This window comes from Sandaracinobacter neustonicus (assembly GCF_006385875.1).
Classification (GTDB): domain Bacteria; phylum Pseudomonadota; class Alphaproteobacteria; order Sphingomonadales; family Sphingomonadaceae; genus Sandaracinobacteroides; species Sandaracinobacteroides neustonicus.
The window spans coordinates 152,099-177,331 of record NZ_VFSU01000026.1; the positions used below are offsets into that span (position 1 = coordinate 152,099).

Annotated in this window: 21 protein-coding genes; 11 read left to right on the forward strand and 10 right to left on the reverse strand. The window is 65.5% G+C overall.

The window, feature by feature from the left end; genetic code table 11:
• The first annotated feature begins 9 nt into the window (after positions 1-9).
• Both FJQ54_RS11120 and FJQ54_RS11125 read left to right on the forward strand, forming a co-directional pair.
• Positions 10-804, forward strand: a complete 795-nt coding sequence (locus FJQ54_RS11120; protein ID WP_140928477.1) for a Rossmann-fold NAD(P)-binding domain-containing protein — start codon at positions 10-12, stop codon at positions 802-804.
• Entirely contained in the window at positions 801-1,208 is a 408-nt protein-coding gene (locus FJQ54_RS11125) for an EVE domain-containing protein (protein WP_140928478.1), read from the forward strand. The genes FJQ54_RS11120 and FJQ54_RS11125 overlap by 4 nt, the downstream gene beginning before the upstream one ends.
• 645 nt (positions 1,209-1,853) lie before the next feature.
• On the opposite strand, the gene FJQ54_RS11130 is transcribed toward FJQ54_RS11125, so the two are convergent.
• Genes FJQ54_RS11130 through FJQ54_RS17520 form a run of 3 tightly spaced genes read right to left on the reverse strand, consistent with a single transcriptional unit; the run spans position 1,854 to position 2,514 of the window.
• Positions 1,854-2,036, reverse strand: coding sequence for a YodC family protein (locus FJQ54_RS11130; protein ID WP_140928479.1), 183 nt, complete (start codon positions 2,034-2,036; stop codon positions 1,854-1,856).
• Positions 2,037-2,066: 30 nt separating this feature from the next.
• The gene (locus tag FJQ54_RS11135) at positions 2,067-2,324 is read right to left on the reverse strand and encodes a hypothetical protein (RefSeq protein ID WP_140928480.1); all 258 of its coding nucleotides are present in this window, start codon (positions 2,322-2,324) and stop codon (positions 2,067-2,069) included.
• A 52-nt stretch (positions 2,325-2,376) separates the two neighbouring features.
• Complete coding sequence (locus FJQ54_RS17520) at positions 2,377-2,514, reverse strand: hypothetical protein (protein WP_181160114.1); 138 nt, start codon at positions 2,512-2,514, stop codon at positions 2,377-2,379.
• 119 nt (positions 2,515-2,633) lie between these two features.
• Here FJQ54_RS17520 and FJQ54_RS11140 point away from each other — a divergent pair, with 119 nt between their 5' ends.
• Both FJQ54_RS11140 and FJQ54_RS11145 read left to right on the forward strand, forming a co-directional pair.
• Positions 2,634-3,044: a helix-turn-helix domain-containing protein gene (locus FJQ54_RS11140; protein ID WP_140928481.1), complete on the forward strand. Its 411-nt coding sequence runs from the start codon at positions 2,634-2,636 to the stop codon at positions 3,042-3,044.
• 159 nt (positions 3,045-3,203) lie between these two features.
• On the forward strand, positions 3,204-3,938 hold the full coding sequence (locus FJQ54_RS11145; protein ID WP_140928482.1) for an ImmA/IrrE family metallo-endopeptidase: 735 nt from the start codon (positions 3,204-3,206) through the stop codon (positions 3,936-3,938).
• Between the two features lie 278 nt (positions 3,939-4,216).
• On the opposite strand, the gene FJQ54_RS11150 is transcribed toward FJQ54_RS11145, so the two are convergent.
• Genes FJQ54_RS11150 through FJQ54_RS11155 form a run of 3 tightly spaced genes read right to left on the reverse strand, consistent with a single transcriptional unit; the run spans position 4,217 to position 7,904 of the window.
• Entirely contained in the window at positions 4,217-4,720 is a 504-nt protein-coding gene (locus tag FJQ54_RS11150) for a YbaN family protein (protein WP_235890428.1), read from the reverse strand.
• Positions 4,654-4,854, reverse strand: a complete 201-nt coding sequence (locus tag FJQ54_RS18005; RefSeq protein ID WP_328592175.1) for a hypothetical protein — start codon at positions 4,852-4,854, stop codon at positions 4,654-4,656. The genes FJQ54_RS11150 and FJQ54_RS18005 overlap by 67 nt, the downstream gene beginning before the upstream one ends.
• A 2-nt stretch (positions 4,855-4,856) precedes the next feature.
• Positions 4,857-7,904 (reverse strand): amidohydrolase, encoded by a 3,048-nt coding sequence (locus tag FJQ54_RS11155; protein WP_328592176.1) that lies wholly within the window; start codon positions 7,902-7,904, stop codon positions 4,857-4,859.
• A gap of 216 nt (positions 7,905-8,120) precedes the next feature.
• Between FJQ54_RS11155 and dut the strand changes: the two genes are divergently transcribed.
• Both dut and FJQ54_RS11165 read left to right on the forward strand, forming a co-directional pair.
• Positions 8,121-8,600 (forward strand): dUTP diphosphatase, encoded by a 480-nt coding sequence (gene dut, locus FJQ54_RS11160; RefSeq protein ID WP_140928483.1) that lies wholly within the window; start codon positions 8,121-8,123, stop codon positions 8,598-8,600.
• 44 nt (positions 8,601-8,644) lie between these two features.
• Entirely contained in the window at positions 8,645-9,403 is a 759-nt protein-coding gene (locus FJQ54_RS11165) for a HesA/MoeB/ThiF family protein (protein WP_181160118.1), read from the forward strand.
• Here the strand turns inward: FJQ54_RS11165 and FJQ54_RS11170 are convergent.
• The 3 genes from FJQ54_RS11170 to FJQ54_RS11180 form a co-directional block, all read right to left on the reverse strand.
• A complete protein-coding gene (locus FJQ54_RS11170) occupies positions 9,400-10,701 on the reverse strand; it encodes an MFS transporter (RefSeq protein ID WP_235890409.1) in 1,302 nt (433 codons plus the stop codon). The genes FJQ54_RS11165 and FJQ54_RS11170 overlap by 4 nt on opposite strands.
• Positions 10,702-10,771: 70 nt before the next feature.
• Entirely contained in the window at positions 10,772-11,821 is a 1,050-nt protein-coding gene (locus tag FJQ54_RS11175) for a DUF1611 domain-containing protein (protein ID WP_140928486.1), read from the reverse strand.
• Entirely contained in the window at positions 11,818-13,470 is a 1,653-nt protein-coding gene (locus FJQ54_RS11180; RefSeq protein WP_140928487.1) for an N-acyl-D-amino-acid deacylase family protein, read from the reverse strand. The genes FJQ54_RS11175 and FJQ54_RS11180 overlap by 4 nt, the downstream gene beginning before the upstream one ends.
• A 408-nt stretch (positions 13,471-13,878) precedes the next feature.
• Between FJQ54_RS11180 and FJQ54_RS11185 the strand changes: the two genes are divergently transcribed.
• From FJQ54_RS11185 to FJQ54_RS11205, 5 genes are all read left to right on the forward strand, one after another.
• A complete protein-coding gene (locus FJQ54_RS11185) occupies positions 13,879-16,734 on the forward strand; it encodes a TonB-dependent receptor plug domain-containing protein (protein WP_140928488.1) in 2,856 nt (951 codons plus the stop codon).
• A gap of 33 nt (positions 16,735-16,767) precedes the next feature.
• A complete protein-coding gene (gene bla / locus FJQ54_RS11190; RefSeq protein ID WP_140928489.1) occupies positions 16,768-17,805 on the forward strand; it encodes a class A beta-lactamase in 1,038 nt (345 codons plus the stop codon).
• Positions 17,805-20,150 (forward strand): serine hydrolase, encoded by a 2,346-nt coding sequence (locus FJQ54_RS11195; protein WP_140928490.1) that lies wholly within the window; start codon positions 17,805-17,807, stop codon positions 20,148-20,150. Before bla ends, FJQ54_RS11195 begins: the two co-directional genes overlap by 1 nt.
• 20 nt (positions 20,151-20,170) lie before the next feature.
• Positions 20,171-22,048: an amidase gene (locus tag FJQ54_RS11200; RefSeq protein WP_235890410.1), complete on the forward strand. Its 1,878-nt coding sequence runs from the start codon at positions 20,171-20,173 to the stop codon at positions 22,046-22,048.
• 132 nt (positions 22,049-22,180) lie between these two features.
• Complete coding sequence (locus tag FJQ54_RS11205; protein ID WP_140928492.1) at positions 22,181-23,305, forward strand: pyridoxal phosphate-dependent aminotransferase; 1,125 nt, start codon at positions 22,181-22,183, stop codon at positions 23,303-23,305.
• A gap of 507 nt (positions 23,306-23,812) precedes the next feature.
• Here FJQ54_RS11205 and trmFO read toward each other — a convergent pair.
• Positions 23,813-25,162, reverse strand: a complete 1,350-nt coding sequence (trmFO, locus tag FJQ54_RS11210) for a methylenetetrahydrofolate--tRNA-(uracil(54)-C(5))-methyltransferase (FADH(2)-oxidizing) TrmFO (RefSeq protein WP_140928493.1) — start codon at positions 25,160-25,162, stop codon at positions 23,813-23,815.
• Positions 25,163-25,233: the final 71 nt, after the last annotated feature.

The window sequence follows — 25,233 nt, forward strand, 5'->3', positions numbered from 1 at the left end:
CCATGCAGCATGCTCCTGATCCTTGGACAAGGCTATTCCGGCACATTCATCGCGCGTGCGGCCCATGCCGCCGGGCAACAGGTGCTGGGCGTGCGGCGGCAAGGCGGCGAAGGGCTGATCGCCTTCGACGATCCGGCGCTGCCAGATGCCATTGCGTCGGCCAGCCACATCCTCTCCTCCATCCCGCCGGACAGCTCCGGCGCGGACCCGGTGCTGACCCGCTTTCACGGCCTGCTGGCGCATCATGGCGGCTGGCTCGCCTATCTGTCGTCCACCGGCGTTTATGGCGATGCGGGCGGGGCGTGGGTGGATGAAGCCACCCCCATCGGCAGCGGGCGGCGCGAGGCGCGCACCGAAGCAGACCTCGGCTGGCAGGCGCTGGGGGCCACCATCTTCCGCCTGCCCGGCATCTATGGCCCCGGCCGCAGCGCGCTGGATCAGGTGCGGGCGGGCACCGCCCGCCGGATCGACCGCCCCGGCCACCGCTTCAGCCGCATCCATGTCGCGGATATCGCAGGCGCAGTGCTGGCAGCAATGCAGCAACGCGCGCAGGGCATCTTCAACATCACAGACGATCTGCCCGCCGAACCGCGCCATGTCACCGAATTCGCCTGCCGTCTGCTGGGCGCGCCACTGCCGCCGCTGCTGCCGCTGGACGACGCCACGCTGCCGCCGATGGCCCGCGCCTTCTGGACAGAACGGCGCTGCGTTTCAGGCCGTAAACTGGCGCGCGAAACCGGCTATCGCCTGCGCCACCCGGACTATAAGGCAGGGCTGTTGGCGATCCTGAAGGGTATAGAATGACAAACCGCTGGCTGCTGAAATCCGAACCCGACGTCTACAGCTACGACGATCTGGTGAAAGATGGCGAAACCCTGTGGACCGGCGTCCGCAACAACACAGCCGCCCTCAACATGAAGAAAATGCAGGTCGGCGACGAAGGCTTCTTCTACCACTCCAACATCGGCAAGGAAGTGGTCGCCATCTGCCGAATCTCCAAACTCGCCGCCCCGGACCCAACCGACGAAACCGGCCGCTGGGTCGCCGTGACCATCGAACCCGTGCGCAAACTCCCCCGCCCCGTCACGCTGGCCGAAATGAAAGCCGAACCCAAGCTGGAAGGCTTCGAACTCATCCGCCAGTCCCGCCTGAGCGTGGTGCCAGTGCGCGATGCGGAATGGGCGCAGATTCTGGCGATGGCGGGCTGATCGGGGATCTTTCGTTCCAAGGTTCCTTTGCCTCCGGCGGGCAGGGCCTCGCCCTGCACCCAGCAGGGAAATGATTTCCCTGCACCCTCTATGTTGGAGAATTGCCGGTTAGCTTTGGGGAAGCAAGGCGGTTTGATTGCTTGCGGCGCTTGGCGCCAACATAGCGGCCGTTCCTTGTGACGACCAACGCCATCGAAACTTGCCGTTCATTCACAGGTAATTCGGCGGTCACGATCGACCATCTTTTGAGGACGATCTTCTACATGCAGGCAGGCCGTCCGAGCTCGACTATACCGACAATGCGGTAGCGAGTGCGGACGCAGCCCGGCTGATCCGCCGCATCGTCGAGAGTGCATCCAATGCGCGCGGCGAAGCTGCGGCGGAATTCCTGCTCGCTATGGCGATGCGCAGGTTGCGCCTCGCGCAGCGGGATATCCCGAATGTTTTGCACAACCTGCCGAAACAGACACCGATCGTCGATCAACTCGCTGAAATCTGTCGTGATCGCCTACTGACGTAGGAGGCTTCGCTCGACGGTCAGCCGCTCTCTTGGCAACCGACTGCGGAGCCTGCCGGAGGCGATGACACGCCTGATCATCATAATGGCCAACAGCCGCGGCTCAGCCCTGAAACAAGGATATGATATTATTCCTCCCAAAGGTGCAGAGAAGTTAGAGGAAAGACGCCGGTTTCAAGCTTCGTTTTCTCGAACCACTGACACCACGCCGCCGACTCAGGCCTGCCAGAACGAGTGCCAATTTGATCAATAGTCATGATTGGTCCGCCCGATTTGAGTTGGACAGTGTCCCCTGGTTTGAAATCAGTCATTTTTTCTCCTATTCTATTGATTAACGAGCCTTAGTTTATCGTGTATTCTTGCCACGCAATTGCGCGAAGTGGCACGGAAGACATGAACCGTGCTATATCATGACGGCCATAATAGGTCGGCCGACCCCACCGATCCTGCGCCATCAGAACGACTGGCACGCCGAACGCTGGTGCGAAATTGAGGATGGTATCTGCCGCCAGGCTGCTGTTCCGCACCACGTGCGGTTTGACGATTACGACCGCAAAGGTTTGGCCTTGCTCACGGATCACCGCTCCCTGAACACGCATAGTCTCTTCTCCTCGCCCGGTGGCAGAAGAGCGGGGCTCACCCGGCTCTTCGTTACTTCTTGCGATTGGGCCGTTGCGTCAGCGCAGAAGCTGCCGCCGTCTTGGCTGCCGGGCTCGACTTGGGGTTGCTGAGAACCTTCGCCGCTGCCGACGCCGCCTTTGCGCTAGTCACTTCCTTGTTGCCTGCCATTTCAATCGCCCTTTCCGGGACCAGCCGATCGGGAATCGATGGGCCGTGCGCGCATTATCCGCAACGCGCGCTTGATATGTCAAGCAATATCAAGCACGCTTGCGATACCAAGCAGAGAAATGCTAGAATTTCTCTATGATCACTTCCGTCTTGGATTGACCGTGCCTGACAGCAAAAAGCAGGCTTTGACGCTCGGCGGCTATTTAGCTGCAGTGCGATCCGATCGGGGACTCTCTCTGCGGCAGGTTGAGGAGATGACCCGAAAAGAGGTTTCCAACGCCTATCTTAGTCAGCTTGAGAATGACAAAGTAAAACAGCCCTCACCGAACGTACTACATTCATTGTCGTCGACGTATGAAATTGACTACATTGGCCTCATGGAACGCGCTGGGTATTTGACACCACAACAATCGGCGGCAGCGCCCAAACGTCATGGAAGAGTCGCGACCTTTGCTGAAATCGATTTGACTTCTGACGAGGAAGCTGAATTACTTCGGTTTCTTAAATTTATGAGAAGCGAAAAGAAATAAGAATTGCGTAGAGACGACAGCTCGTTGAGTCATGCCGAGCGGGCATTCGTCGAGAGTCGCGCAAAGATTCTACTTGAGCGCGCCGACGCTTGGGGCGTTGTACCCGTCCCAATTGACGATCTACTTGCCGCCGCTAAGCTCAGAGTTGCGCCCACCAGCATGTTCGACCCGCGCGCCATTGCAGCATATGCCGTGGCTCAGGGTAAAAAGGCGGCGGATGTCGTCAAGCGTGCGTTGGGGAAGGTACTTGGCATCCTCGATGCATATGAGGAGGTCATCCATATCGACGATTCCGTGCTGGAAACTCGTCAGCGCTTTCTGAAGTTGCACGAAACCGGCCATTTTGAACTGCCGCATCAACGCAAAATTTTCCGGTTTTTCGAGGACAGTGAGGAAGAACTGAACCCTTCGATCGTCGATAAGTTCGAACGAGAGGCAAACAATTTCGCAAGATATGCAATCTTCAACGGCAATGCATATGCCGAGCGCGCTGCCGATTTTCCCTTGGCCTTTTCTTCTGTCAAAAAGATGAAAAGCGTCTTTAATGTGTCTCTCTACGCTGGGTTGCGAGAATATGCGCGTACGCACCGGCACGTCTGCATTGCGATGGCAGTGGAGAAGCCTGCCCTATGCCCACAAAACGGCTGGAGCGCCGAAATCCGCCGGGTCGAAACGTCGCTCGAATTCGAGCGGCAATTTGGGCGACCGCAGCTTTCCGTTATCACGACCAATCACCCATTCTGGCGTCTAGTGCCGTTTGGAAAAGCAACCAAGCCCACGAAGGTGTGGCTCACCAACCTCAATGGCGAACAGCAAGAGTTTGTCGGAGAGGCGCTAGACACGACATACAATATCCTAATTTTCGCCTGTCCCACTGCTCTGTTCAAAAGCTAATTTCAGCGGAAATCTTTAGCTATGCTGAGATCGCCGCAATCCTAAATGAACGGCAGTTTGCCGCTAATGTCGATTATAGCCGGACATTCGGGACCGTCCAAAAGAAGCCAACCTTCGAGCATGACGGCCCACCCCAAATCCACCCAAAAACAGACAAGCGCCGCAGGCGATCATTCCCCCACCTGCCCGCAGCATGACGATAAAGCCCAAATTTCGAGGGTGCAGGGACATCATGTCCCTGCCGGGTCCGGGCAGAGCCCGGCCGCCGGAGGCAAACTTCACGAAGGTCGGCTCAAAATCCACGCCGCGCACAGGGTCATCGCCGCTGCCACCCCGGCTGCCAACGCAAACCCCGGTTTTGCGGAGAGCAGGAACAGCGCATAGCCCAGCGTGATTCCGCCTGCGGCGAACGCCTTGCCCCGGCGGGAGATTGCGCCGCGATCCCGCCAGTCTCGCACGGCGGGGCCGAAGCGGGGGTGCGCCAAAATCCGCGCCTCCAGCTTGGGGGAGGAGCGGGCGAAGCAGCCTGCTGCGAGGATCAGGAAGATGGTGGTGGGCATCAGCGGCAGGATTGCGCCGATGATGCCCAGCCCCACGAAGCCGAACCCTGCCGCCAGCCACAGCGGCCGCGCCGCGCCGGGGGCGCGAGGCTGGTCAACGCCGGGCTGGCGCGGCGGTTCCGGCTGAGCCGGATCGGGCAGGGGTGGCTCTGCCGTCAGTGGCTGTGCTGCCCGGCGTTGGTCCAGCCTGTTGCGCCGGATTCGCCATGGGCACCCACCCACCAATGGGCGGCGCGTTTCACCTTCTCGGGCGCGATTTCGTCCATCGTTGCCGCATCATAGAGCCTGCCGCCCAGCATCACCTGCGCGACCTTTTCCGAATTTCGGATGTCCGCGCTCGGGTCGGCGTCCAGCACGATCAGGTCGGCGAGTTTGCCCGGCTCCGAGAGCCGATGTCCTTCGCCATGCCCAGCGATTGCGCGGGGACGATGGTGCCGGCGCGCAGCGCCTCCACGGGGGTGAAGCCGCCCTTCACATAGCTCCAAAGCTCCCAATGGGCGGCGATGCCGGGTTGCTGCCCGTGCGCGCCGATGGAGACCAGCCGCCCCAGCGCCGCGACCCGTTTGGCCTCGCGCGCGGTGATGCCGTCAAAATATTGATCTTCCGGGGCGATGGGGCGGCGGATGCTTTCCGCCAGCACGCCGGGCGGGGTGTGCGCCTTCAGCAGCGGTTGTTCGAAGATGTTGGTGTGGGCGCGCCAATAGGGGTCTGCCCCCAGCCCGCCGAAGCTGACGACCAGCGTGGGGGTGTAGTTCACGTTCGTGCCCGCCCACAGCTGCAGCACATCGTCATAGAAATATTCCAGCGGCAGATTGTGCTCGAAGGTGGAATTGCCATCGACGATGTGGGTGATGCCCAGCCCGAACAGGGAGCCGCCTTCGGCCACCACCTGCATGCCTTCGCGCCGCCCGGCTTCGATCACCTGCTGGCGCTGCTCGCGCCGGGGCTGGTTGTAATTCTTGATCGAGAGCGCGCCGATCGCCTTCAGCCGCCGCACATGGTTCAGCGCGTCATCCAGACTGTTCACTTCCGCGAACACCCGCGCCGATTTCGCGCCATAGACGATTTCCCCGGTGGAAAAGACGCGCGGGGACAGGAATTTGCCGGTTTGCTGATATTCCTTGGCGGCGAAAATCTCGCTGCCCCGGTTGGAGGGATCGTGGATGGTGGTGGTGCCCAGCGCCAGCGCCTGCACCTGCACCCAATTCTGCTGCGGCACCAGATCGCCGGTGCCCATCGGCCCGTGCGCGTGGGCGTCGATCAGGCCGGGCATGATCGTCTTGCCTGCGGCGTCGATGCGCGTTGCGCCCGCCGGAATTTCGGTGGATGCGCGCGACCCCACGGCGACGATCCGGTCTCCGCGGATCACCACCACGCCGTCGTCCACCACGCCTGCGCCGTCGCCTGTCATCGTCAGCAGCTTCGCGCCGACCAGCGCGATGGTGCCGCCGGGTTTGTCGGCCGCCACCTCCATCGCCATCGAAACCCCGCTTGTGGGGGCCGCGAACTTCGGCGCGTCTTTCGCCAGCGGCGCGCTGGCGAACATGGCGGCGCGGTCCGCGCGGAAGAAGGTTGGCCCGTCGCTCCATGTGAGCGTGCGGCCATCGGCGGACCAGCCGATATAATCCGCCCCGCCGACGCTGGCGCGAACCACCGGCATCGCGGTGGCGCGCGCGTCCGCCGGGACTTCCTGCGGCCCCGGCAGCAACGGCATCACATGCGCTTCGTAATTCTGCCGGAAGGCCAGCGCCCGGCCATCGGGGGAGACGCGGAAATCGCTCGCCATCTCGCCGCTGGCGTGCGTGCGCCGGGCCTCGCCGTTCAGGTCCATCGACACCAGAGATTGTTTGCCGCCGCCCGATCCGTTGGCGAAAATCCGGTCATTGGCGGCCCCGAAGTGCGGCGCGCTGAAGCCGCCTGCCACCTTCACCGCGTCGCCGCCGCCAACGCCGACGCGCCACACCCCGGCGTCGCTGACGCCCCAGCCGGGCAGCAGCCCGCCGCCGTCGCGCACTTCGAACGCCAGCGTGCGCCCGTCCGGCGAGAAGGCCAGCCGCCCGTAATGGCCGGGTGCCGCCACCAGATCGCGGCCCGCGCCTCCCCCTGCCGCCGTCAGCCGGATGGTGCCCAGCCCCTCGTCCGTCCAGCGCACGAAGGCGATCTGCTTCCCGTCGCGAGACCACGCCGGGAACAGCTCCCTCGCGGCGTCATTGCCCGGTGTCAGCCGCCGCGCCGCGCCGCCCGCCGCTGGCTTCAGCCACAGCTTGCCAAGGCTTTCGAACAGCAAGGTCCGCCCATCCGGGGAGAGGCTGGCGAAGCGCACCATCTTCGTGGAAAAGCGATCCGGTGCCACCTCCACCACGGGATGCACCGCCGGGATCACCTGCCGGCTGTCCGTCACGCGGAAGGGGATGTTTTGCACCGCGCCGCCGTTCGCCGACACGCGGTTGATCCGCCCCTTCGCCCAGAAGATCAGCGAGCCGCTGTCCGGCGTCCAGGCGATGTTCGGATACACTCCCGTCACCGCCCAGGTTTCCTGCATGTCCTTGTCGAAGCCGGAGGCCAGCCGCGTTTCGCGCCCGGTTTTCAGATCGCGCACGAACAGGCTGGAGGCCGTGTTCTCGCGCCGGATGAAGGCGATGCGCGTGCCGTCGGGCGAGGGCGTCGGCCGCACCGCGCCGCCGGGCGCGGAGATCGCGTTGGACACCTCGCCCGTCGCCACGTTCAGCTTGTCGATCACGAACAGCTCTGTGTTGCTGTCCTGCGCATATTCGAAGATCGGCCCCGGCGAGGCGTTGCGGGTGAAATAGATGCTCTTGCCGTCGGGCGCGAAGATCGGCTCGCCGATCTCCTTCTGGAACTGCTCGCTCGGCCGCTTCACCAGCTGCTGCCCCGCGCCGCCGCTGATATGCCACAGCCAGATTTCACCGGTGCCCAGCGACCGCTGCGTGGAAAAATGCTTCTTCCCCACGATGAACTGCCCGTCCGGCGACCAGCCCGGTTGATAGACGAGGCGGAACTCCTCCTTCGTCACCTGCCGTTTGTCGCTGCCGTCGGCGTTCATCACCCAGATATTGTCACCGCCGCCGCGATCCGACGTGAAGGCAATCCGTTTCCCATCCGGCGAGAATCGCGGCTGCACTTCCCACGCCATCCCTTCGGCGATCCGGGACGCCGTGCCGCCGCCGATCGGCAGGGTGTAAATATCCCCCAAAAGGGAAAAGGCGATCGTCCGCCCATCCGGCGACACATCGACATCGAGCCAGCTGCCCTGCGTCACATCAATCCGCACATCCTTCAGCTGCGCGCCGCCGCCCGTGTTCACGTCCCACTTAGGCTTTTCCGCCGCCTGCGCCCACAACGGGCTGGAAATCCCCAGAAGCAGCGCGCCCAGCAATTTTTTCATCAACCACTCCCGAGTCCGGTTTCGTATACGAATCTGCAACAAACCCTAGAAGCAGGGGCGGCAAGGTGCAATCGGTTGGCATCATGACCGGTGCCGCCGGGCAGATATCGCAGGCGACCGGCCTGAACCGGAAGTGGATCAGGGCGTTTGCACGTTGCGGGCCGCCCACCTATCACAGTCCCGCCATTGTGGCCCGGACGGAGCAGCCATCAATCCATGACACAGCATTCACCCGAGATTGAGCTTCGGATTGTCGACGAGCGGCTGCGCCAGTGGGGCCTGCCGAAATATGAGACGGAGATGGCGGCGGGCGTCGATGTGAGGGCCTGTCTGGATGGGCCGTTGATTCTGCAGCCTCAGGCACCGCCGGTTCTGATCCCCACGGGGTTCGCGGTTCTGATGAACAATCCGAACATGGTGGCCTTTCTGCTGGCGCGTTCGGGGCTGGGGCATAAAAAGGGGCTTGTGCTGAGCCAGGCCGTCGGGACCATCGACGCCGATTACAGCGACCAGATTTTTGTGAGCGCATGGCTGCGGACGGCGGTGGGCAGCGAGCCTTATACCATCATGCCGGGCGACCGCATCGCGCAGCTGGTGTTTCTGCCCATCGTTCGGCCGAGCTTCGCCGTGGTCGACACATTTTCAGCGACCACGACGCGCGGAACCGGGGGTTTTGGTTCGACGGGAGTCTCTTAAGTGCGGCGCAGGGGTGAAGCCTTCCGCAAGCTCAATGGCTGCCACTGATGTTCGATGATGCGGAACTGGAGCGCTATCAGCGGCATATCGTTCTGAAAGAGGTGGGCGGCGAAGGGCAGCGGCGGTTCAGGGCGGCGTCTGTCGTGGTGGTGGGCGCGGGCGGGCTGGGCAACCCCTGCCTGCAATATCTGGCGGCGGCCGGGGTGGGGCGGATTCGCATTATCGACGATGATGTGGTGAGCCTATCCAACCTGCAGCGGCAGACCTTGTTTTCCACCGCCGACATTGGCCGCCCCAAGGTGGAGGCGGCGGCGGAGCGGTTGCTGGCGTTGAACCCGCATGTGGTGATCGAGCCGGTGCAGGCACGCTTGTCTGCCGAGGGGGCCGGAGCGTTGTTGGGCGGCTGTGACGTGATCGCCGATGGCTGCGACAATTTCCGCACCCGCAGCGAGGTGAACCGCGCCGCCGTGGCGCTGGGCCTGCCGCTGGTCTCGGCCGCACTCGGCCCGTTCGAGGGGCAGCTGGGGGTGTTTGCCGGGCATCTGCCCGATCAGCCCTGCTATGCCTGTTTCGCCGGGCTGCCGCAGGATGTGCCGGGCACCAGTTGCGCCGACATCGGCGTGCTGGGGGCCGTCGCCGGGCTGATGGGCGCGGCGCAGGCGCTGGAGGTGCTGCGGCTGATCGCCGGTTTCGGCGATAGCCGGATCGGCCAGCTGTGGCTGTATGAGGGGCTGAGCATGGAAAGCCGCAGCATCCGGGTGCGCAAGGATCACGCCTGCCCCGTGTGCGCCGAAGGGGCTTAGGTTTCCACCGCGCTTTTCCGCAGCAGCGGGTTTGTCCACGCATAGACCGCCAGCGCCAGCAGGCCCAGCGCGCTCAGCCAATAGGGCAGTTCCGGCTTCAGTTCATACAGGCCGATGCCGACGGCGGGCGCGAGGATGAAGCAGGCCCCGTTCACGGCGGTGACGGCACCCGCCACGCCCCCCTGTTCGTGGCGGGACACCGCCAGCGACGAGCCGGCGGTGAAGCCGGGCCGGGCGAAGCCGAAGCCTGCCGAGGCGACGGCGAAGGCCAGCACCAGCGCGTGGAAATCCGGCGCGAAGGCGATGCCCGCAACGCCCGCCGCGCCCAGCAGGCTACCCCAGCGCATCAGTTGCGAGGGGCTGAGGTTCAGCAGGCGGATGATGCCCCATTGCGCCAGCAGCGTCGCCCCGGCGCCCGCCATGAAAGCGATGGAGATCAGCTGTGTGGCGTGCAGGCCGGTGTTGCCGACACGGTCCATGATGAAAAAGCCGATGGCCTGCCCCGTGGCGGCCTGCAAAGAGCCTGCGGCGAAGCCGAAGATCATGAACGGCTTGATGCGCGGGTCCGTTACCTGCATCCGTTCCCGGCGGCCGGTGGAGGTAGTTTCCTCTGCCGCCATCGCCGTGGCCCCGGTGGGCATACCGCCGATGGAGGGCATGGTCGCCTCTGCGCCGCCGCCCTTCAGCGCCTGTTCGGGGCTGTCATCCGGCAGGCCCAGTTGCAGCCAGATCACCACGGCCAGCGCGATCAGCGCGAAGGCGAACATCGGGCCGGACAGATCGACATACGGCAGGATGAAGATCGGCGCGATGGCTGGCCCCAATATGGTGCCCAGCCCGAAGGCGGAGGCGAGAATGGCGAGCGACGCGGTGCGCTCTGCCGGAAGGGTGCGGCCGGCCACATAGGCCTGCGCCGCCGGGTTGGCGGCCGAGCCGAAGATGCCGAACAACCCGCGCGCCAGGGTGAACAGCGCGAAGGTGACGAGCGGGGCGAGGACGCCCTTGATCCCCAGCAGGATCACCGTGGCGCACAGCAGCATCGAAACGCCGAACCCGGTGACCCCCAGCTGCATCAGCCGCCGCCTGCCGCGTTTATCTGACTGGCGCGCCCAATAGGGGGCGCTGAAAGTCCAGAACAAAGCCGAGAGCGAGAAGATCACGGCGATCGCCATATCGGGGATCTGGATTTCCCGCCCGATCACCGGCAGCACCGATTGCAGCGCCGTATTGCCCGCCGCGGTGACGAGAAGCGCGGCGAACACCACGACGAAATGGGCGTTGGGCAGTTTCTGGGGCACGGCGGACACAGGCCATTGCTAGGCCGGTTCGCGCAGGATTACACCTGTTTGGGCAGATAGATTCCTGTGGTCAGGCCGTTGTGTTCAGGCTGAAGTCGATCAGCCGCTCCAGCGCGGGGCCGCCGCGCAGCGGGTCTGCGGCGGGCAGGCCGTAACGGTCTTCGGTGCGGGCGATTTCGGCGGCGGCTGCGTCCTCGTCCAGCGCGGCGGTGTTCAGGCTGATGCCGCCGCAGCGGATGGCGCTGTTGGTGAGGCGGCCTGCCGCCAGATAGGCTTCGATCGCGGTGCCGAGATCGGGGATCGGGTAATCCGGGCGGCCCAGAATGTGGGTGCGGCCGGGCTGGTGGCACAGCAGGATCACGTCCGGCTGGCTGCCGTGCAGCAGCCCCAGCGTAACGGCCGCATAGCTGGGGTGGAACAGGGAGCCTTGCCCTTCCACCACGTCCCAATGATCGGGCGCGGCGGCGGGGCTGAGCAGTTCGGCGGCACCTGCGAGGAAATCCGACACGACGGCATCCATGGGGATTCCGCCGCCCGCGATCAGGATTCCGGTTTGCCCGGTGGCGCGGAAATCGGCAGCGATGCCGCGCGCCTGCATCGCGCGGGCGACGGCCAACGCGGTGTATTTCTTGCCCAGCGCGCAATCGGTGCCCACCGTCAGCAGCCGCTTGCCGCTACGCTTCGCGCCGGTGCCGATTGGGATGCCCGCAGGCGGCACCCGCACGTCGAACAGGGTGCGGCCGTGGCGGCGGGCGGCGTCCGCCAGCGCGGGATTGTCGCCCAGACGGCCGTGCATGCCGCTGGTGATATCCAGCCCGGCTTCCAGCGCGCCGACCAGCGGCGCGATCCAGCTTTCAGCCAGCGCGCCGCCGGGGTGGGCGACGCCGATCACCACGGCGCGCGCGCCGCGCGCCTTGCCGTCCGCCGCGCTGAGCCGGGGCAGGCCGGTGCTGAGGACGGAGCCGGAAAAGGCCAGTTCGCCCACGCAGCGCTCCGGCACCCACTGGTGCAGGCCGAAGGCGGTTTTCGCGAAGCCCGGCTCCGTCATGTCGCCCATGAACAGCAGATAGGGGGTGGGCAGCTCCGTGCGCGTCACCGGCTTGTCCGTCGCGGCGTTCAAGAGGCGGACGCCAGCGCGGCGCAGGCGCCCTTCAGCACCATGCCGGGGCGGGCCGCAGTGACCTTGCCGCCATCCACCACCAGTTGGCCGTTCACCAGCACATAATCGATCCCCACCGGAGAGATGGTGGGTTCCGCGAACGAGGCGCGATCATCCAGCCGGTCATAATCGAAGATGGTGATATCCGCACGAAGCCCCTCGCGCAGCACGCCGCGATCATCCAGCCCCATGCGCGCGGCGGGCCAGCTCGTCATCTTGCGCACGGCATCTTCCAGCGTCAGCACCGGGCGGCGCTTCACATATTCGGCGATGGTGCGCGCGGCATTGCCATAGGCGCGCGGGTGCGGCAGGCCGAGGCCGTCGATCTTGCCATAGACGGGGGCGGCCCCGGCGTCGCTGCCGATGGAGACCCATGGCTGCTTCAGCGCGGTTTCGATGTCGCGCTCGTCCATCATGAAATAGAGAGCGACGGCGCGCTTGGGCAGCGCCTCCAGCATGATATCCCATGCGACGTCGGCGGGATCGCGGCCGACGTCCTTGGCAATGGCGGCGATGGACTGGAAGCGGTATTTCTCCCACTTCGGGTTGTGCGGATTGGCAAGCACGACCCTGTCCCAGCCGCCTGCGGAATAGACCATGTTCGTCCAGCCCGGCTGCGGGCCTGCGGCCAGATCCTTCTTCATCCGTTCGCGCGCGGCCGGATCCTTCAGCAGAGCGACGGCGGCATCTAAGCCATTTTCATAAACCCATGTGGGGGCGGTGATTTCCAGCCCGGTGCCCGCGAAGGGGTACATGTACATGTCGGCCGCGACGTCGACGCCGCGCGCGCGGGCTTCGGCGATCAGCTTCACCGCTTCGGGCATCATCTGGCCGAAACGCGGCGCATAGGCGGCCTTCAGGTGGAAGATTTCCACCTTCACGCCCGCGCGCTCGCCGATTGCGATCGCCTCTTTGATTCCGTCCAGAAGCCCCGCGCTTTCGTCGCGCATATGGGTGGCGTAAATGCCCTGGCAGGGGGCGGAAGCCTTCACGATTTCCACCAGTTCGTCCGTGGTCTGGAAGCTGCCCGGCGGGTAGATCAGCGCGGTGGCAAGGCCCAGCGTGCCCGCGTTCATGGCGGTGCGCACCTTGGCGCGGATCGCCTCCAGCTCGGCGGGTGTCGGGGGCGCGGCCTTGTCGCCGATCACTTCTTCCCGCGCCTGCGTGGCGGAATAATAGGTGCCGAAGTTGACGGCGATGCCCTTGGTTTCCAGTTCCTTGAAGTAGGCGGTGATGTCGGCCGCCGGAACCGGCGTGCCGCCTTCCCCGGCGATCACCGTCGTCACGCCCATCAGCAGCTTGTTTTCCGCCCCGCCATTCTGGCGCAGCACCGCGCCGGACTGGTCCATCATGTCGATCCAGCCGGGGGTGACGTAGCGGCCCGCCGCGTCGATCTCGCGCTTGCCCTTGCCGCTGACCTTGCCGATGCTGGCGATGCGGCCATCCTTGATGGCGACATCCGCATGCACCCACGGGTTGCCCGCGCCATCCATGACCCGGCCGTTGCGGATCACGATATCATAGGAAGGAGCCTGTGCGGAGGCGGGTGCGGAAACGGGTGAGACGGCGAGGCTGGCGGCGGCGAGCGCCGAGAGCAGGGCGGTGCGCATGGGTTCCCCTTTTCTGCGGCGCGCGAGCGGTGCCTGCGCGCCGATTCGAAGGGAAGCCTATCGCGTGATTCTCTTGTCGGAAAGTATTTTCATCATATGAAATCTCTGGGCCAATCGTCGGGGCGCGCTGCGGCGGGGCAATGAGGGGTGCGCAATGCTGCCGCGGATTGCTGATTCTCGCCGATTTTCCCTTTGAATATCAGGGCAGTGCAGGGGAATTTCGGAAGGGGAAACCGCTGACGCCGTGGGTGGAGTGTGACATTCCGGTCCCATCAAAATTGCAAAAACGGAAAAATTTTCCAAAAACACTTGATTCTATTCTCTGGACCGAGAATTCTGCGACCAATCGTGGCGAAGTCTGCGGATGCCTGAGGGAGGCACAGTCCAGAATCAAAAAGGGGATAGTCCATGCAGACTCGTGCGTTCCGGATTCATGCGGCCCGTCGGAAGGCGTCAGCCCTTCTCGCCACCACCATCCTGACGGCAGCCTTCGCCCCCCATGCCGCGCTGGCACAGAGTTCCAGCACCACCAGCACCACCGACAATGAGGACATCATCGTCACCGGCTCGCAGATCGCGCGCTCCGGCTTTGAGACGCCCACGCCCGTCACCGTTGTGGGGATTGAGGATTTCCAGCGCGTGGCGACGCCCAACATTGCCGACGCGCTGAATCAGATGCCCGCGCTGAAGGCCAGCGCCACGCCGCAATCCTCCACCAACCTCTCGAAGATCGCCGGGGCCAACTATCTCGATCTTCGCGGCCTCACCTATCTGCGCACGCTGACGCTGGTGGATGGCAAGCGCTACATGCCTGTCTCGCCGGAAGGCGTGATCAACGTGAACAACATCCCGCAGGCGGTGATCGGCTCGGTCGAAGTCGTCACCGGCGGGGCCTCCGCTGTCTATGGGTCTGACGCTGTCGCCGGGGTGGTGAACTTCAAGCTGGACGACAAGCTGGACGGCGTGCGCAGCAACGCCCAGTTCGGCATCAGCAAATATGGCGACCGCGAGAACTGGCTGGGTTCGGTCGCGATGGGCAAGAGCTTCGGCGGGGGGCGCGGCCATATCCTGTTCGGCGCTGATTACGCCAAGAGTGAGGGCATCCCGCGTGTGGGCAGCCGCCCGTGGGGCAACCAGACGCTGATCAACAACCCCGCCTACACCGCCACGAACAATGAACCCGCCTATATTCTGGTGACAGACGGGCGCACCTCCAACTCCACCTATGGCGGCGTGATCAACAGCGCCACGGGCACCAATGGCACGGCGCTGCTGCGCGGCATCACCTTCCTGGGCAACGGGCAGGTGGGCACGTTCGATTATGGCACGCTGACGACCTCCACCACCCAGCAGGGCGGCAGCGGCATCAACAACACCGAGGATCTGGTGCTGGAACAGCCGTTCGAGCGCTGGTCCGCACTTGGCAAGATCACCTATGAAATCTCGCCGTCGTTCAACTTTTATGCCCGGGTCAGCTATTCCGGCTCGAAGATGGTGGGCGACAGCATCATCGGCAACGACCAGATCACCATCCAGCGCGACAACGTCTTCATTCCCGCAGCGGTCCGCACCATCCTGAACGCCAACCCCAGCATCACCAGCTTCACCATGGGCCGTTCGCTGGAAGATTATGCCCGGGGCTATTTCAAGCAGGATGTCTGGGCCTGGCAGGCCATCGGCGGGCTGACGGGCGAAATCAAGAATTCATGGAATTATGATTTCTCGTTCAGCTACGGCAAGAGCCGCAACAAGACGGTGTTCATGGATGCCCGCATCACCGCCGGCTGGCGCGAGGCGGTGGACGCGATCGACAATCCCGCGACTCCGGGTGTCGTCGATCCCATCTGCCGCTCCACCCTGACGAATCCGGCCAATGGCTGCATTCCGCTGAACCTGTTCGGCGTGATCGGCGATGGCGAGCAGGAAGCCGCCATCGCCAACATCCTCGGCCCCTCCATCCGTGACTGGCACCAGACGCAAAAGACGCTGGACTTCCTCGTGCGCGGCAATGTGGTGGAGCTGCCCGCAGGCCCGGTGGGCTTCGCCGGCGGTATCCACTGGCGCAACTTCCGCTCGGAAACGACGTCTGACCCGATCTCTGCCTCGCGGCCGGGCGGGGCGACCGTGTACCGGGTGGGCAACACCATTCCCTTCCAGGGCACGCAGGATGTGTGGGAAGCCTATGGGGAATTGCTGGTTCCAGTGCTGGCGGACCTGCCCTTCGCCGAGGCGCTGGACCTCAACCTTGCGGGCCGGATCACCGACTACAAGACCTCAGGTCAGGTGAAGACCTGGAAGGTGGGCGTAAATTACAAGATCAACGACATGCTGCGGCTGCGCGCCACCCGGTCGCGCGACATCCGTGCGCCGAACATTCAGGAGCTGTTCGCCGCGGGGCAGACTCTGGTTTTCAGCATCAACGACACCATCCGCAACGAAACCTATCTGGTTTCCACCACGCAGGGCGGAAACCCCTATCTGGTGCCGGAAAAGGCCGACACCTTCACGGCGGGTGTGGTGCTGTCTCCGGCGTCGCGGCTTCGCTTCTCGGTGGATTATTACGACATCAAGATCGACGGGGCGATTGCGGCGCTGTCGGCCGCGCAGATCGTCTCCTCGTGCATCGGCGGGGATGCGGCGCTCTGCCAGCTCGTCACGCGGGAAGCCAGCACAGAGGGCACCAGCCCGGGGCGGATCACCGGCATCCGTCTGGCGCCCGCCAACTTCCAGAGCATCCGCACCCGCGGCATCGATTTCGAAGCGGCGTATGACTTCGACCTGTGGAACGGCCGGGCCGATGCGCGGGTGCTGGCCAACTACCAGCTGAAGCACGAGATGGTGGGCGTCGGCGGCGTGGTGACAAACCTTGTCGGCAGCGTGGCCCAGCCCTTCATCGACGGCCTGAATGGCACGCCGCGCTGGCGCGGGCAGGCCATCCTGGGCTTCCGCAACGACATGTTCCGCGCCAACGTGACAGGGCGCTATGTGGGCGGCGGCGTGGTGACGCGCGATTATATCGCCACCAAGCCGGACGTGCCGATCACCGATCCGATCAAGGTGAACGGCCGCTTCTATGTCGATCTCTCCGGCGAAGTGGGGCTGTTCGACGTGGGCAGCGAGGGCAAGGTTTCGCTCTATGGCACCATCCTGAATGCGCTGAACAACCAGCCGCCGATCACCGGCTATGACGGTTATGGTGCGCCGCGCCACCTGTTCGACGTGGTTGGGCGGCAATACACCATCGGTGTCCGCTTCAACTATTGATCGCGGGCATACACAGGCAGGAAAGGCGAAGGAATGCGGATCAAAAATCTGGCGGTTGCAGCAGCGGCGCTGCTGACGGTTTCGGTTGCGGCACCGCCACTTGCCGCCCCCGCATTCGCGCAAAAGGCATCGTCGAAGGCGGCCATCCCGTCTGCGGCGTTGCTGGAAGCGCAGTTCGCCTACCTCGCCAAACAGACGGACGGCACCGTTGGCGTCGCCGTGCAGAAGGTCGGCTCCACCGAGGTGATGACGCTGAACAAGGGCGTCACCTTCCCGATGGCCAGCACCTTCAAGGTGGCGGTGGCGGCGCGCATCTTCGAGCGGATCGACAAGGGCGAGCTGAAGCTGGACCAGATCATCCCGGTGGATCCGAAAATCCTTGTCGGTTCCTATGGGCTGGCGGTGATGACGCCGCATGACGGCATCTCTCTGTCCGTGCACAATCTGCTGGAGCTGATGATCACCATCAGCGACAACACCTCCACCGACGTGCTGACGGCGCAGGCGGGCGGCCCCGCCGCTGTGACGGATTGGCTGACGCGCCACGGCATCAAGGGCCAGCGGGTGGACGCCGACACCGCGCATCTGATCTACCGCGCGCTGGACATCACGCCCGGCCCGGGCACCTTCAAGCAAAATGTAGAGGCCGCCTTCAAGGCCGATCCGGGCAAGCGCGAGCGCGATCAGAAACGGATTCCGAACGCGCCATTCAACGCCGACCCGCGCGACACTTCCACCCCGGAAGCGATGGTGGAGCTGCTGATGCAGATTCAAAGCGGCAAGGTGCTGAGCGAGGCCAGCACCAAGGAGTTGCTGGCGATCATGGGGCGCACCTCCACCGGCGACAAGCGGCTGAAGGGGCTGCTGCCCATCGGCACCCCGGTCGCGCACAAGACCGGCACGCTGATGAGCATCGCCAACGATGTCGGCTTCATCACCCTGCCCGATGGCAGCCAGTTCGCCATCGCCGTGTTCGTGAAGGGCGACACCAAGGGATCGGAAACGCAGGAGCGGGTGATCGCCGAAATGGCGCGCACGGCCTATGATTATTATGTGCTCGGCGGGCGCTGATGCGCGGCCTCTGCGTTGCGTTGCTGCTGGGGGGGGGTGCCGCACCGGCGCTTGCCGGGGCTGAGCCTCCGGCGGCGGCCGTTGCACCGGCCGCGCTGGCGCAGGCGATAGCCTCCATCGATGCGGCGGCGCGCGCGGAGTTGCAGGACAAGCAGGTGCCTTCGATCGCGATCGCCATCGTCGATCGCAATGGCCCGTTGTGGGCGGGCGCTTGGGGTGCGGCGGATGCGGCGGGGAAGCTGCCCGCGAGCGCCGACACGCTGTATCGGGCCGGGTCCGTCAGCAAGCTGTTCACCGATCTCGCCGTGATGCGGCTGGTGGAGCAGGGCAAGCTGGATCTCGACGCGCCGGTGACGACCTATCTGCCGGACTTCCGCCCGGCCAATCCCTATGGCGTGCCGATCACGCTGCGCCATTTGATGACGCACCGCAGCGGGCTGGTGCGCGAAGCGCCGCGCGGCCATTATTTCGACGATGCCGCCAAGGGGCAGGCCGATGCCGTTGCCAGCCTGAACGAGACGGCGCTGGTGGCGAAGCCGGGCACGGTGACGAAATATTCCAACGCCGGGATCGCCGTGGTGGGCGAAGTCGTGGCGCGGGTGACGGGCAAGCCCTTCGAGCAGGCGGTGCAAACGCTGGTGCTGGAGCCGCTGGGGATGCGCGCCAGCGGTTTCAGCCGCGCCGCGCTGGCCGGGCCGGTTGCCTATTCGCAGATGGCCTCGTTCGATGGCGGGCGCTGGGAAGCGCCGCCGCTGGAACTGGGCACGCCCGCCGCCGGGAGCCTTTACACCAGCGCCAATGATCTGGCGCGGCTGGCGACGGCGCTGCTGAACAAGGGCGCGTTGCCGAAAGGCCGCCTGCTGAATGAAGCCACATTGCAGGAAATGTGGCGCGAGCAATATGAACCCGCCGGCGGGCGCCGCTTTGGCCTTGGGTTTGCACTGGGCGACATCGAAGGCCAGCGCACCCTCGGCCATGGCGGCGCCGTTTACGGGCATGTCACGGATTTCCGGGTGATGCCGGACTCCGGGCTGGGCGTGGTGGTGCTGGCGACGGTGGATTCCAGTCCGGTGGCGCGGCGGCTGGGCAATCATGCGCTGGCCACGCTGCTCGCCGCGCAGCAGGGCAAGCCGGTTCCCGCTTGGCAGCGCAGCGTGGCGATTGCGCCAGTGGAGGCGGCGCGGCTGGCCGGGCGCTATGTGGATGGCACAGACAGCGTGAACCTCCGGCCGTTCGAGGGCGGGCTGGTGCTGGATTCGCCCGAACGAGCGGCCGAAGTGCGGCGGCTGGGCGCGGCCTATGTGCTGGACGATGCGCAGCTCTATGCCGAAGCGCTGTCCTTCGCGCCCGACGGCACGTCTCTCTCGCTGAACGGGCGCACCTTCACCCGCGTTGCGAACCCGCCGCGCCCCGCGCCGCCCGCGCCGGAACTGGCTGCGCTGATCGGCGAATATGGCTGGGATTACAATGTGCTGCGCATCTACGAACGCGACGGCAAGCCCTATGTCCGCATCGAATGGACGGATTGGCTGCCGCTGACCCGGCTGGGCGCGGATCATTATGCCTTTCCCACGGATCGCGGGCTGTATCCGCTGGAATCGCTGCGTTTCGAACGTGGCGCGGACGGGCAGGTGACGGCGGCGATGCTGGGGGCGATCCGCTTCCCCCGGCGCGATTTCGGCGCGGAGGCAGAGGCAGTGATCCGTGCGGCGATGGAAACCGGGATCGATGCCGCCCGCGCCTCCGCGCTGAAGGGCACACCGCCGGTGGAGAAGCCCTCGGCCAAGCCGTCTCAGCTAACGGCGATCACCTCGATCGACCCGTCGATCCGGCTGGACGTGCGCTATGCCGGGACCAACAATTTCATGGGCCAGCAGATTTACGAGCAATCCGGCGCTTTCCTGCAGAAACCGGCGGCCGAGGCGCTGGGGCGGGTGCAGAAGAAGCTGAATGCGCAAGGCTTCGGGCTGCTGATCCACGACGCCTACCGGCCCTGGTATGTGACGAAAATGTTCTGGGATGCCACCCCGCCGGCGAACCGGATGTTCGTGGCCGATCCGTCCAAAGGCTCCCGCCACAATCGGGGCGCGGCGGTGGACCTGACCATGCTGGATCTGAAAACGGGCAAGCCGATGATCACCACCGGCCGCTATGACGAATTTTCCAGCCGCTCCTACTCAAACTTCGGCGGCGGTTCGGATGAGCAGCGCTGGCTGCGGGAAGTGCTGCGCACGGCGATGGAAAGCGAAGGCTACACCGTTTATCCGCAGGAATGGTGGCACTTCGATCTGGTCGGCTGGCAGGATTATCCGATCGGCAACATCCGTTTCAGCGAGATTCGCTGACGCGCCGGGAAGGGGCAGGGGTGGCAGGATTCGCACGGAATCTGGCGTTGGGCCTGCTGTTGCTGGCGTCCGCGCCCTTGTCCGCGCGGCCCGCGCCCGTCGAAGTCTCCGAAGCCTCCATTTCCGATCTGCAGGCGGCGATGGCGGCCGGGCGGGTGACGTCGGCGCAATTGGTGCAGGCCTATCTGGATCGCATCGCCGCCTATGACCGGCGCGGCCCGGCGCTGAACAGCGTGCTGACGCTGAACCCGGCGGCGCTGGCGGACGCCGCCCGGCTGGACAAGGAACGCGCGAAAACCGGCGCGCGTGGGCCGCTGCACGGCATCCCCGTGCTCATCAAAGACAATTTCGCCGTGGCGGGGCTACCGGTGTCAGACGGCACACTGGCGCTCGCCACCTATATCGCGCCGGTAGATGCGTTTCAGGTGCGCCGCCTGCGCGAGGCAGGGGCCGTCATCCTCGGCAAGACGACGATGCACGAACTGGCGATGAGCGTGACCACCGTCTCCTCGCTGAGCGGGGAAACGCGCAACCCCTATGATCCGCGCCGCTCGCCCGGCGGCTCCAGCGGCGGAACCGGGGCCAGCATCGGCGCCAGCTTCGCCGCCGCCGGAATGGGCAGTGATACCTGCGGCTCCATTCGCATCCCCGCCGCCTACCAGAGCCTGTTCGGCCTGCGCGGCACCGCCGGGCTTTCCAGCCGCGCGGGCGTGATCCCGCTCTCGTCCACGCAAGATGAGGCAGGGCCGCTGGCGCGCTCCGTCACCGATCTCGCCATCATGCTGGACGCGACGGTGGGCGCGGACCCGGACGATCCCGTGACCGCCGCGATGGCCGGGCGCGCGCCGCCCGCTTACTTGCAGGGCCTGCGCCCCGGCGGCCTGAAGGGCGCGCGCATCGGCGTCATCCGCGCGCTGATGACGCCGGAGCTGATGGACGCGGCCATGCGCGACCGCACCACCGCCGCGCTGGACCGGATGAAAGCGGAAGGGGCGGAGATCGTCGACGTGGAGCTGCCGGGGCTGGACCCGGTGCTGAAGGCCGCCAGCGTAATCGCGCACGAGTTCAAGCCGGATTTCGCTGCCTTTCTCTCCCGGCATCCGGGCGCGCCCATTTCCGGGGCCGAGGATATCGCGGGCAAGGGGCTGGTGCACGAAGCCATCGACGCGCGGCTGAAGCAGCGGGTGTCGGCCGGGCCGCGCGACGAAGAGGCCTATGCCGAGGCGCTGTCCAAACGCGCCGAAGCCCGGCGCATGTTGCTGGAGGTGATGGAGAAGGCCCGGGTCGATGCGCTGGCCTATCCCGTTTCCTTGCAGCCGCCGCCGATGTGGGGCGCGGAGATGATGGGCATCGGCACCTGCCAGATGAGCGCGGTGACGGGGCTTCCGGCGCTGGCGATTCCGCTGGGGCTAAGCGCCAATGCGCTGCCGGTGGGGATGGACCTGCTGGGCCGCCCGTTCGACGAACAAAAGCTGCTGAATATCGCCTATGGCTGGGAACAGGCGGCGAAGCCGCGCACCGCCCCGTTCAGCACCCCGCCGCTGGCCAACCGCAAGGCACCGCCGCCGGTGCCGTTCAGAACCCGCACGGCGCAGCATGGCCCCGCCGCCGACATTGCCTTTCGCTTCGATCCGCTGACCGCCCGGCTCAGCTATGACGCCCGGCTGACCGGCCTGACCAACGACACCCCGGTGGCGCTGACCCTGCAACGCACGGACGAGGGGAAGCCCGGCCCGATCATCGCCACCCTGCTGAAGCCGGGCGAAACAAAGGCCCGCGCAGACCTGCAGCTGGACACCCGCGCCCGTGCCGATCTGGCGGCCGGGCGGCTGTATGTGCGGCTGTACACCCACGCGCACCCGCTGGGGCTGGACGGCGCGCCGCTGCCGCAGTTGTGAGCCGCCCTGCATTGACAGCGCCACGCCCGCGCTCCTAGCGTCTGAGCACAGGCTGCCGACAGATGCAGCCGGGCGATACAGGGGCCTTGGGTGCCGCACCACAGCAGCCACTTCACAGGGAGAGTTGCAGCCATGACTGCCGCCGTTTCGCGTCGCACCTTGTTCGGCATCGGCGGGGGTGCCGCCACCCTCGCGCTGGCCTCCGCCCCCGTCCGCGCCGCGGCAGCGACAAGCACATCCGCCAATCCCTTTCCACCGCCCGCCGAACTGGCCTTTCTGGCACGCAACGAGAACCCCTATGGCCCGTCCCCCAAGGCGCTGAAGGCGCTGGCGGACATGGGCAGCGCGGGCTGCTATTATTCCGGGCGCGGCGAGGAAAAGCTGATCGCGATGATCGCCGAGGCGCATGGGCTGACGCCGGATCATGTGTTGATGGGCAGCGGATCGTCCGAAGTGCTGAACTGCGCCACCATGGCGCTGTCCGGCGGCGGGCATATCCTGACGGCGGACCTCACCTTCGATCCGCCGGTGCGTTACGCAGAGGCGAAGGGCGCGGCGGTGAAGCGCGTGCCGCTGGCGGCCGATATGCAGATCGATCTGCCCGCGATGCAGGCAGCCGTGGGGCCGGACACGAAACTGGTGCATGTGTGCAACCCCAACAACCCCACGGGCCTGCTGCTGCCGAACGCCGCACTGCGCAGCTTCGCGGCCGCCGTGTCGCCCAAGGCCGTCGTGCTGATCGACGAGGCCTATAACGAGCTGACGAGCGACCCGGCGGCCTTCAGCCTGATCGACCGGGTGCGCGCCGGGGACAATGTGATCGTCGCGCGGACCTTCTCCAAAATCTACGGCCTCGCCGGGATGCGGGTGGGCTATGCGCTGGCCCGCCCGGATATCATCGCGAAGATGCGGCCATGGTCCATGAACGTGGGCGGGAACACCGGCGGTCTGGCGGCGGCCATCGCCACCTACCCGGACACTGCCTTCCTCGCCTATTCCAAGGCGAAAGTGGTGGAAGCGCGGGAAATGATCGAGGCGGCAGCCAAATCAGCCGGGCTGCCCGCGCTGAAATCTGCAGGCAATTTCGTGTTCGTGAAGGTGCCGGACGCCGAAGCAGTCCGGCAGCGGATGGAAGCCAAGGGCATCATCATCCGCGAACCCTACGGCAAATGGACGGAGTGGAGCCGGGTGTCCTGCGGGAAAATCGAGGATGTGGCGCGCTATACGGCGGCATTGCCGGAGGTGGTGCGGGCCTGAGGTTTGAGGGGTGATTGAAGGAGGAGGCCTCCGGCGGCCCGGGCTCTGCCCGGGACCCGGCAGGGGCGTGACGCCCCTGCACCCCCGATGTTTTTATTGCCCCTCCTCCTTTAGGGGAGGGGTTGGGGTGGGGGCCAACCGCTTGGCGTGAGGTTGGTGTTTATTGCCTGCGGCGCGTTGGGGCGTGTCCCACCCACCTCTCCACCCGTCGCCCCGGACTTGATCCGGGGCCCCGCTGCCTACTCCGACGTTGCCGAAGAGCAGCTGGACCCCGGATCAAGTCCGGGGTGACGTTGTGGGTGGTGGGGAGGTTGGTGGGTTTGGCCCGGCGTTGCTCCCCTCTCTCCAACTCTCTCCCCAGCGGGGGGAGAGAGCCTTCGTAGCGCCGCAGGCAATCGAATCTGATCACACGCACGGCGCTGGAGTTGGGGCGCAACGCAAAGTTTGAGGGTGCAGGGAAATCATTTCCCTGCCCGCCGGAGGCAAAAAAGCCCTGACCCCGCCCGCTCAGCCGACCAATCCCAACCATCCCTCTAGCGCCCGCTTCGCCCGCGCGGCGATCTTCGCCTTGCGCTCGCGGCCGCGTTCGGCGCCTTCGATTGCGGGGAACAGGCCGAAGTTGATGTTCATGGGCTGGAAGCTGTCTGCCACCGCTTCGCCGGTGATGTGGGCCAGCAGGGAGCCGAGGGCGGTGTCGCGTGGGGGGCGCACCGGTTCGTCGCCTTTTGCGCGGGCGGCGAGGAACAGGCCGGCCATCAGGCCGACGGCGGCGGATTCGACATAGCCTTCGCAGCCGGTGATCTGCCCGGCGAAGCTGATTTCGGTTGCCACTTTCAGCCGCAGCGTTTCGTCGAGCAGGATGGGGGAGCGGATGAAGCTGTTGCGGTGCAGGCCGCCCAGCCGGGCGAATTCGGCGTTTTCAAGTCCGGGAATGGTGCGGAACAGGCGGGTCTGTTCGCCATGCTTCAGCTTGGTCTGGAAGCCGACGATGTTCATCAGCGTGCCCGAGGCATTGTCTTGCCTGAGCTGCACGACGGCCCATGCGCCGCGCCCGGTGCGCGGATCGCGTAGCCCTACGGGTTTCATCGGCCCGAAGCGCAGCGTGTTGGGGCCGCGTTCGGCCATCACCTCGATGGGCATGCAGCCTTCGAAATAGGGGGTGTCGCGCTCCCATTCCTTGAAATCGGCCTTTTCGGCGGCGTTCAGCGCGGCGACGAATTCCAGATATTGCGCCTTGGAGAGCGGGCAGTTGATATAATCGCCTTCGCCCTGTGGCAGGATTTCGCCGTCTGGCCCCTTGTCGTAACGGGATTGCCGCCAGGCGATGCCCATGTCGATGCTGTCGGCGTGGACGATGGGGGCGATGGCGTCGAAGAAGGCGAGATGCTCTTCGCCGGTGAGGCCCTGAATGAAGGCGGCGAGGCCGGGGGAGGTGAGCGGGCCGGTGGCGATCAGCATGCGCTTCCACGACGGGTCCGGCGTGCCGACTTCGCCGCGCTCGATGCGGATCAGCGGATGCTGGCTGAGCGCGGCCGTCACCGCGTCGGCGAACATGTCGCGATCCACCGCCAGCGCCGAGCCTGCGGGCACTTTCGCGCCATCGGCCGCGCGCATGATCAGGCTGTTCAGCGCGCGCATTTCCGCGTGCAGCAATCCGACCGCGTTGTAATCGGCGTCGTCGGAGCGGAAGCTGTTGGAGCAGACGAGTTCGGCCAGTTGCTCTGTCTGGTGCGCGGGCGTCGTGCCGCCGCCGCCGCGCATTTCGTGCAGCACCACCGGCACGCCGCGCGTTGCGAGCTGCCAGGCCGCCTCCGATCCGGCGAGGCCGCCGCCGATCACATGCACCGTTTCCACCATTTGCGGGCGTTTGCCGCGTCTCAGCCCGCCCCGCAAGGAGGCTTCGCTGCAACAGATGTGACAATAATTAT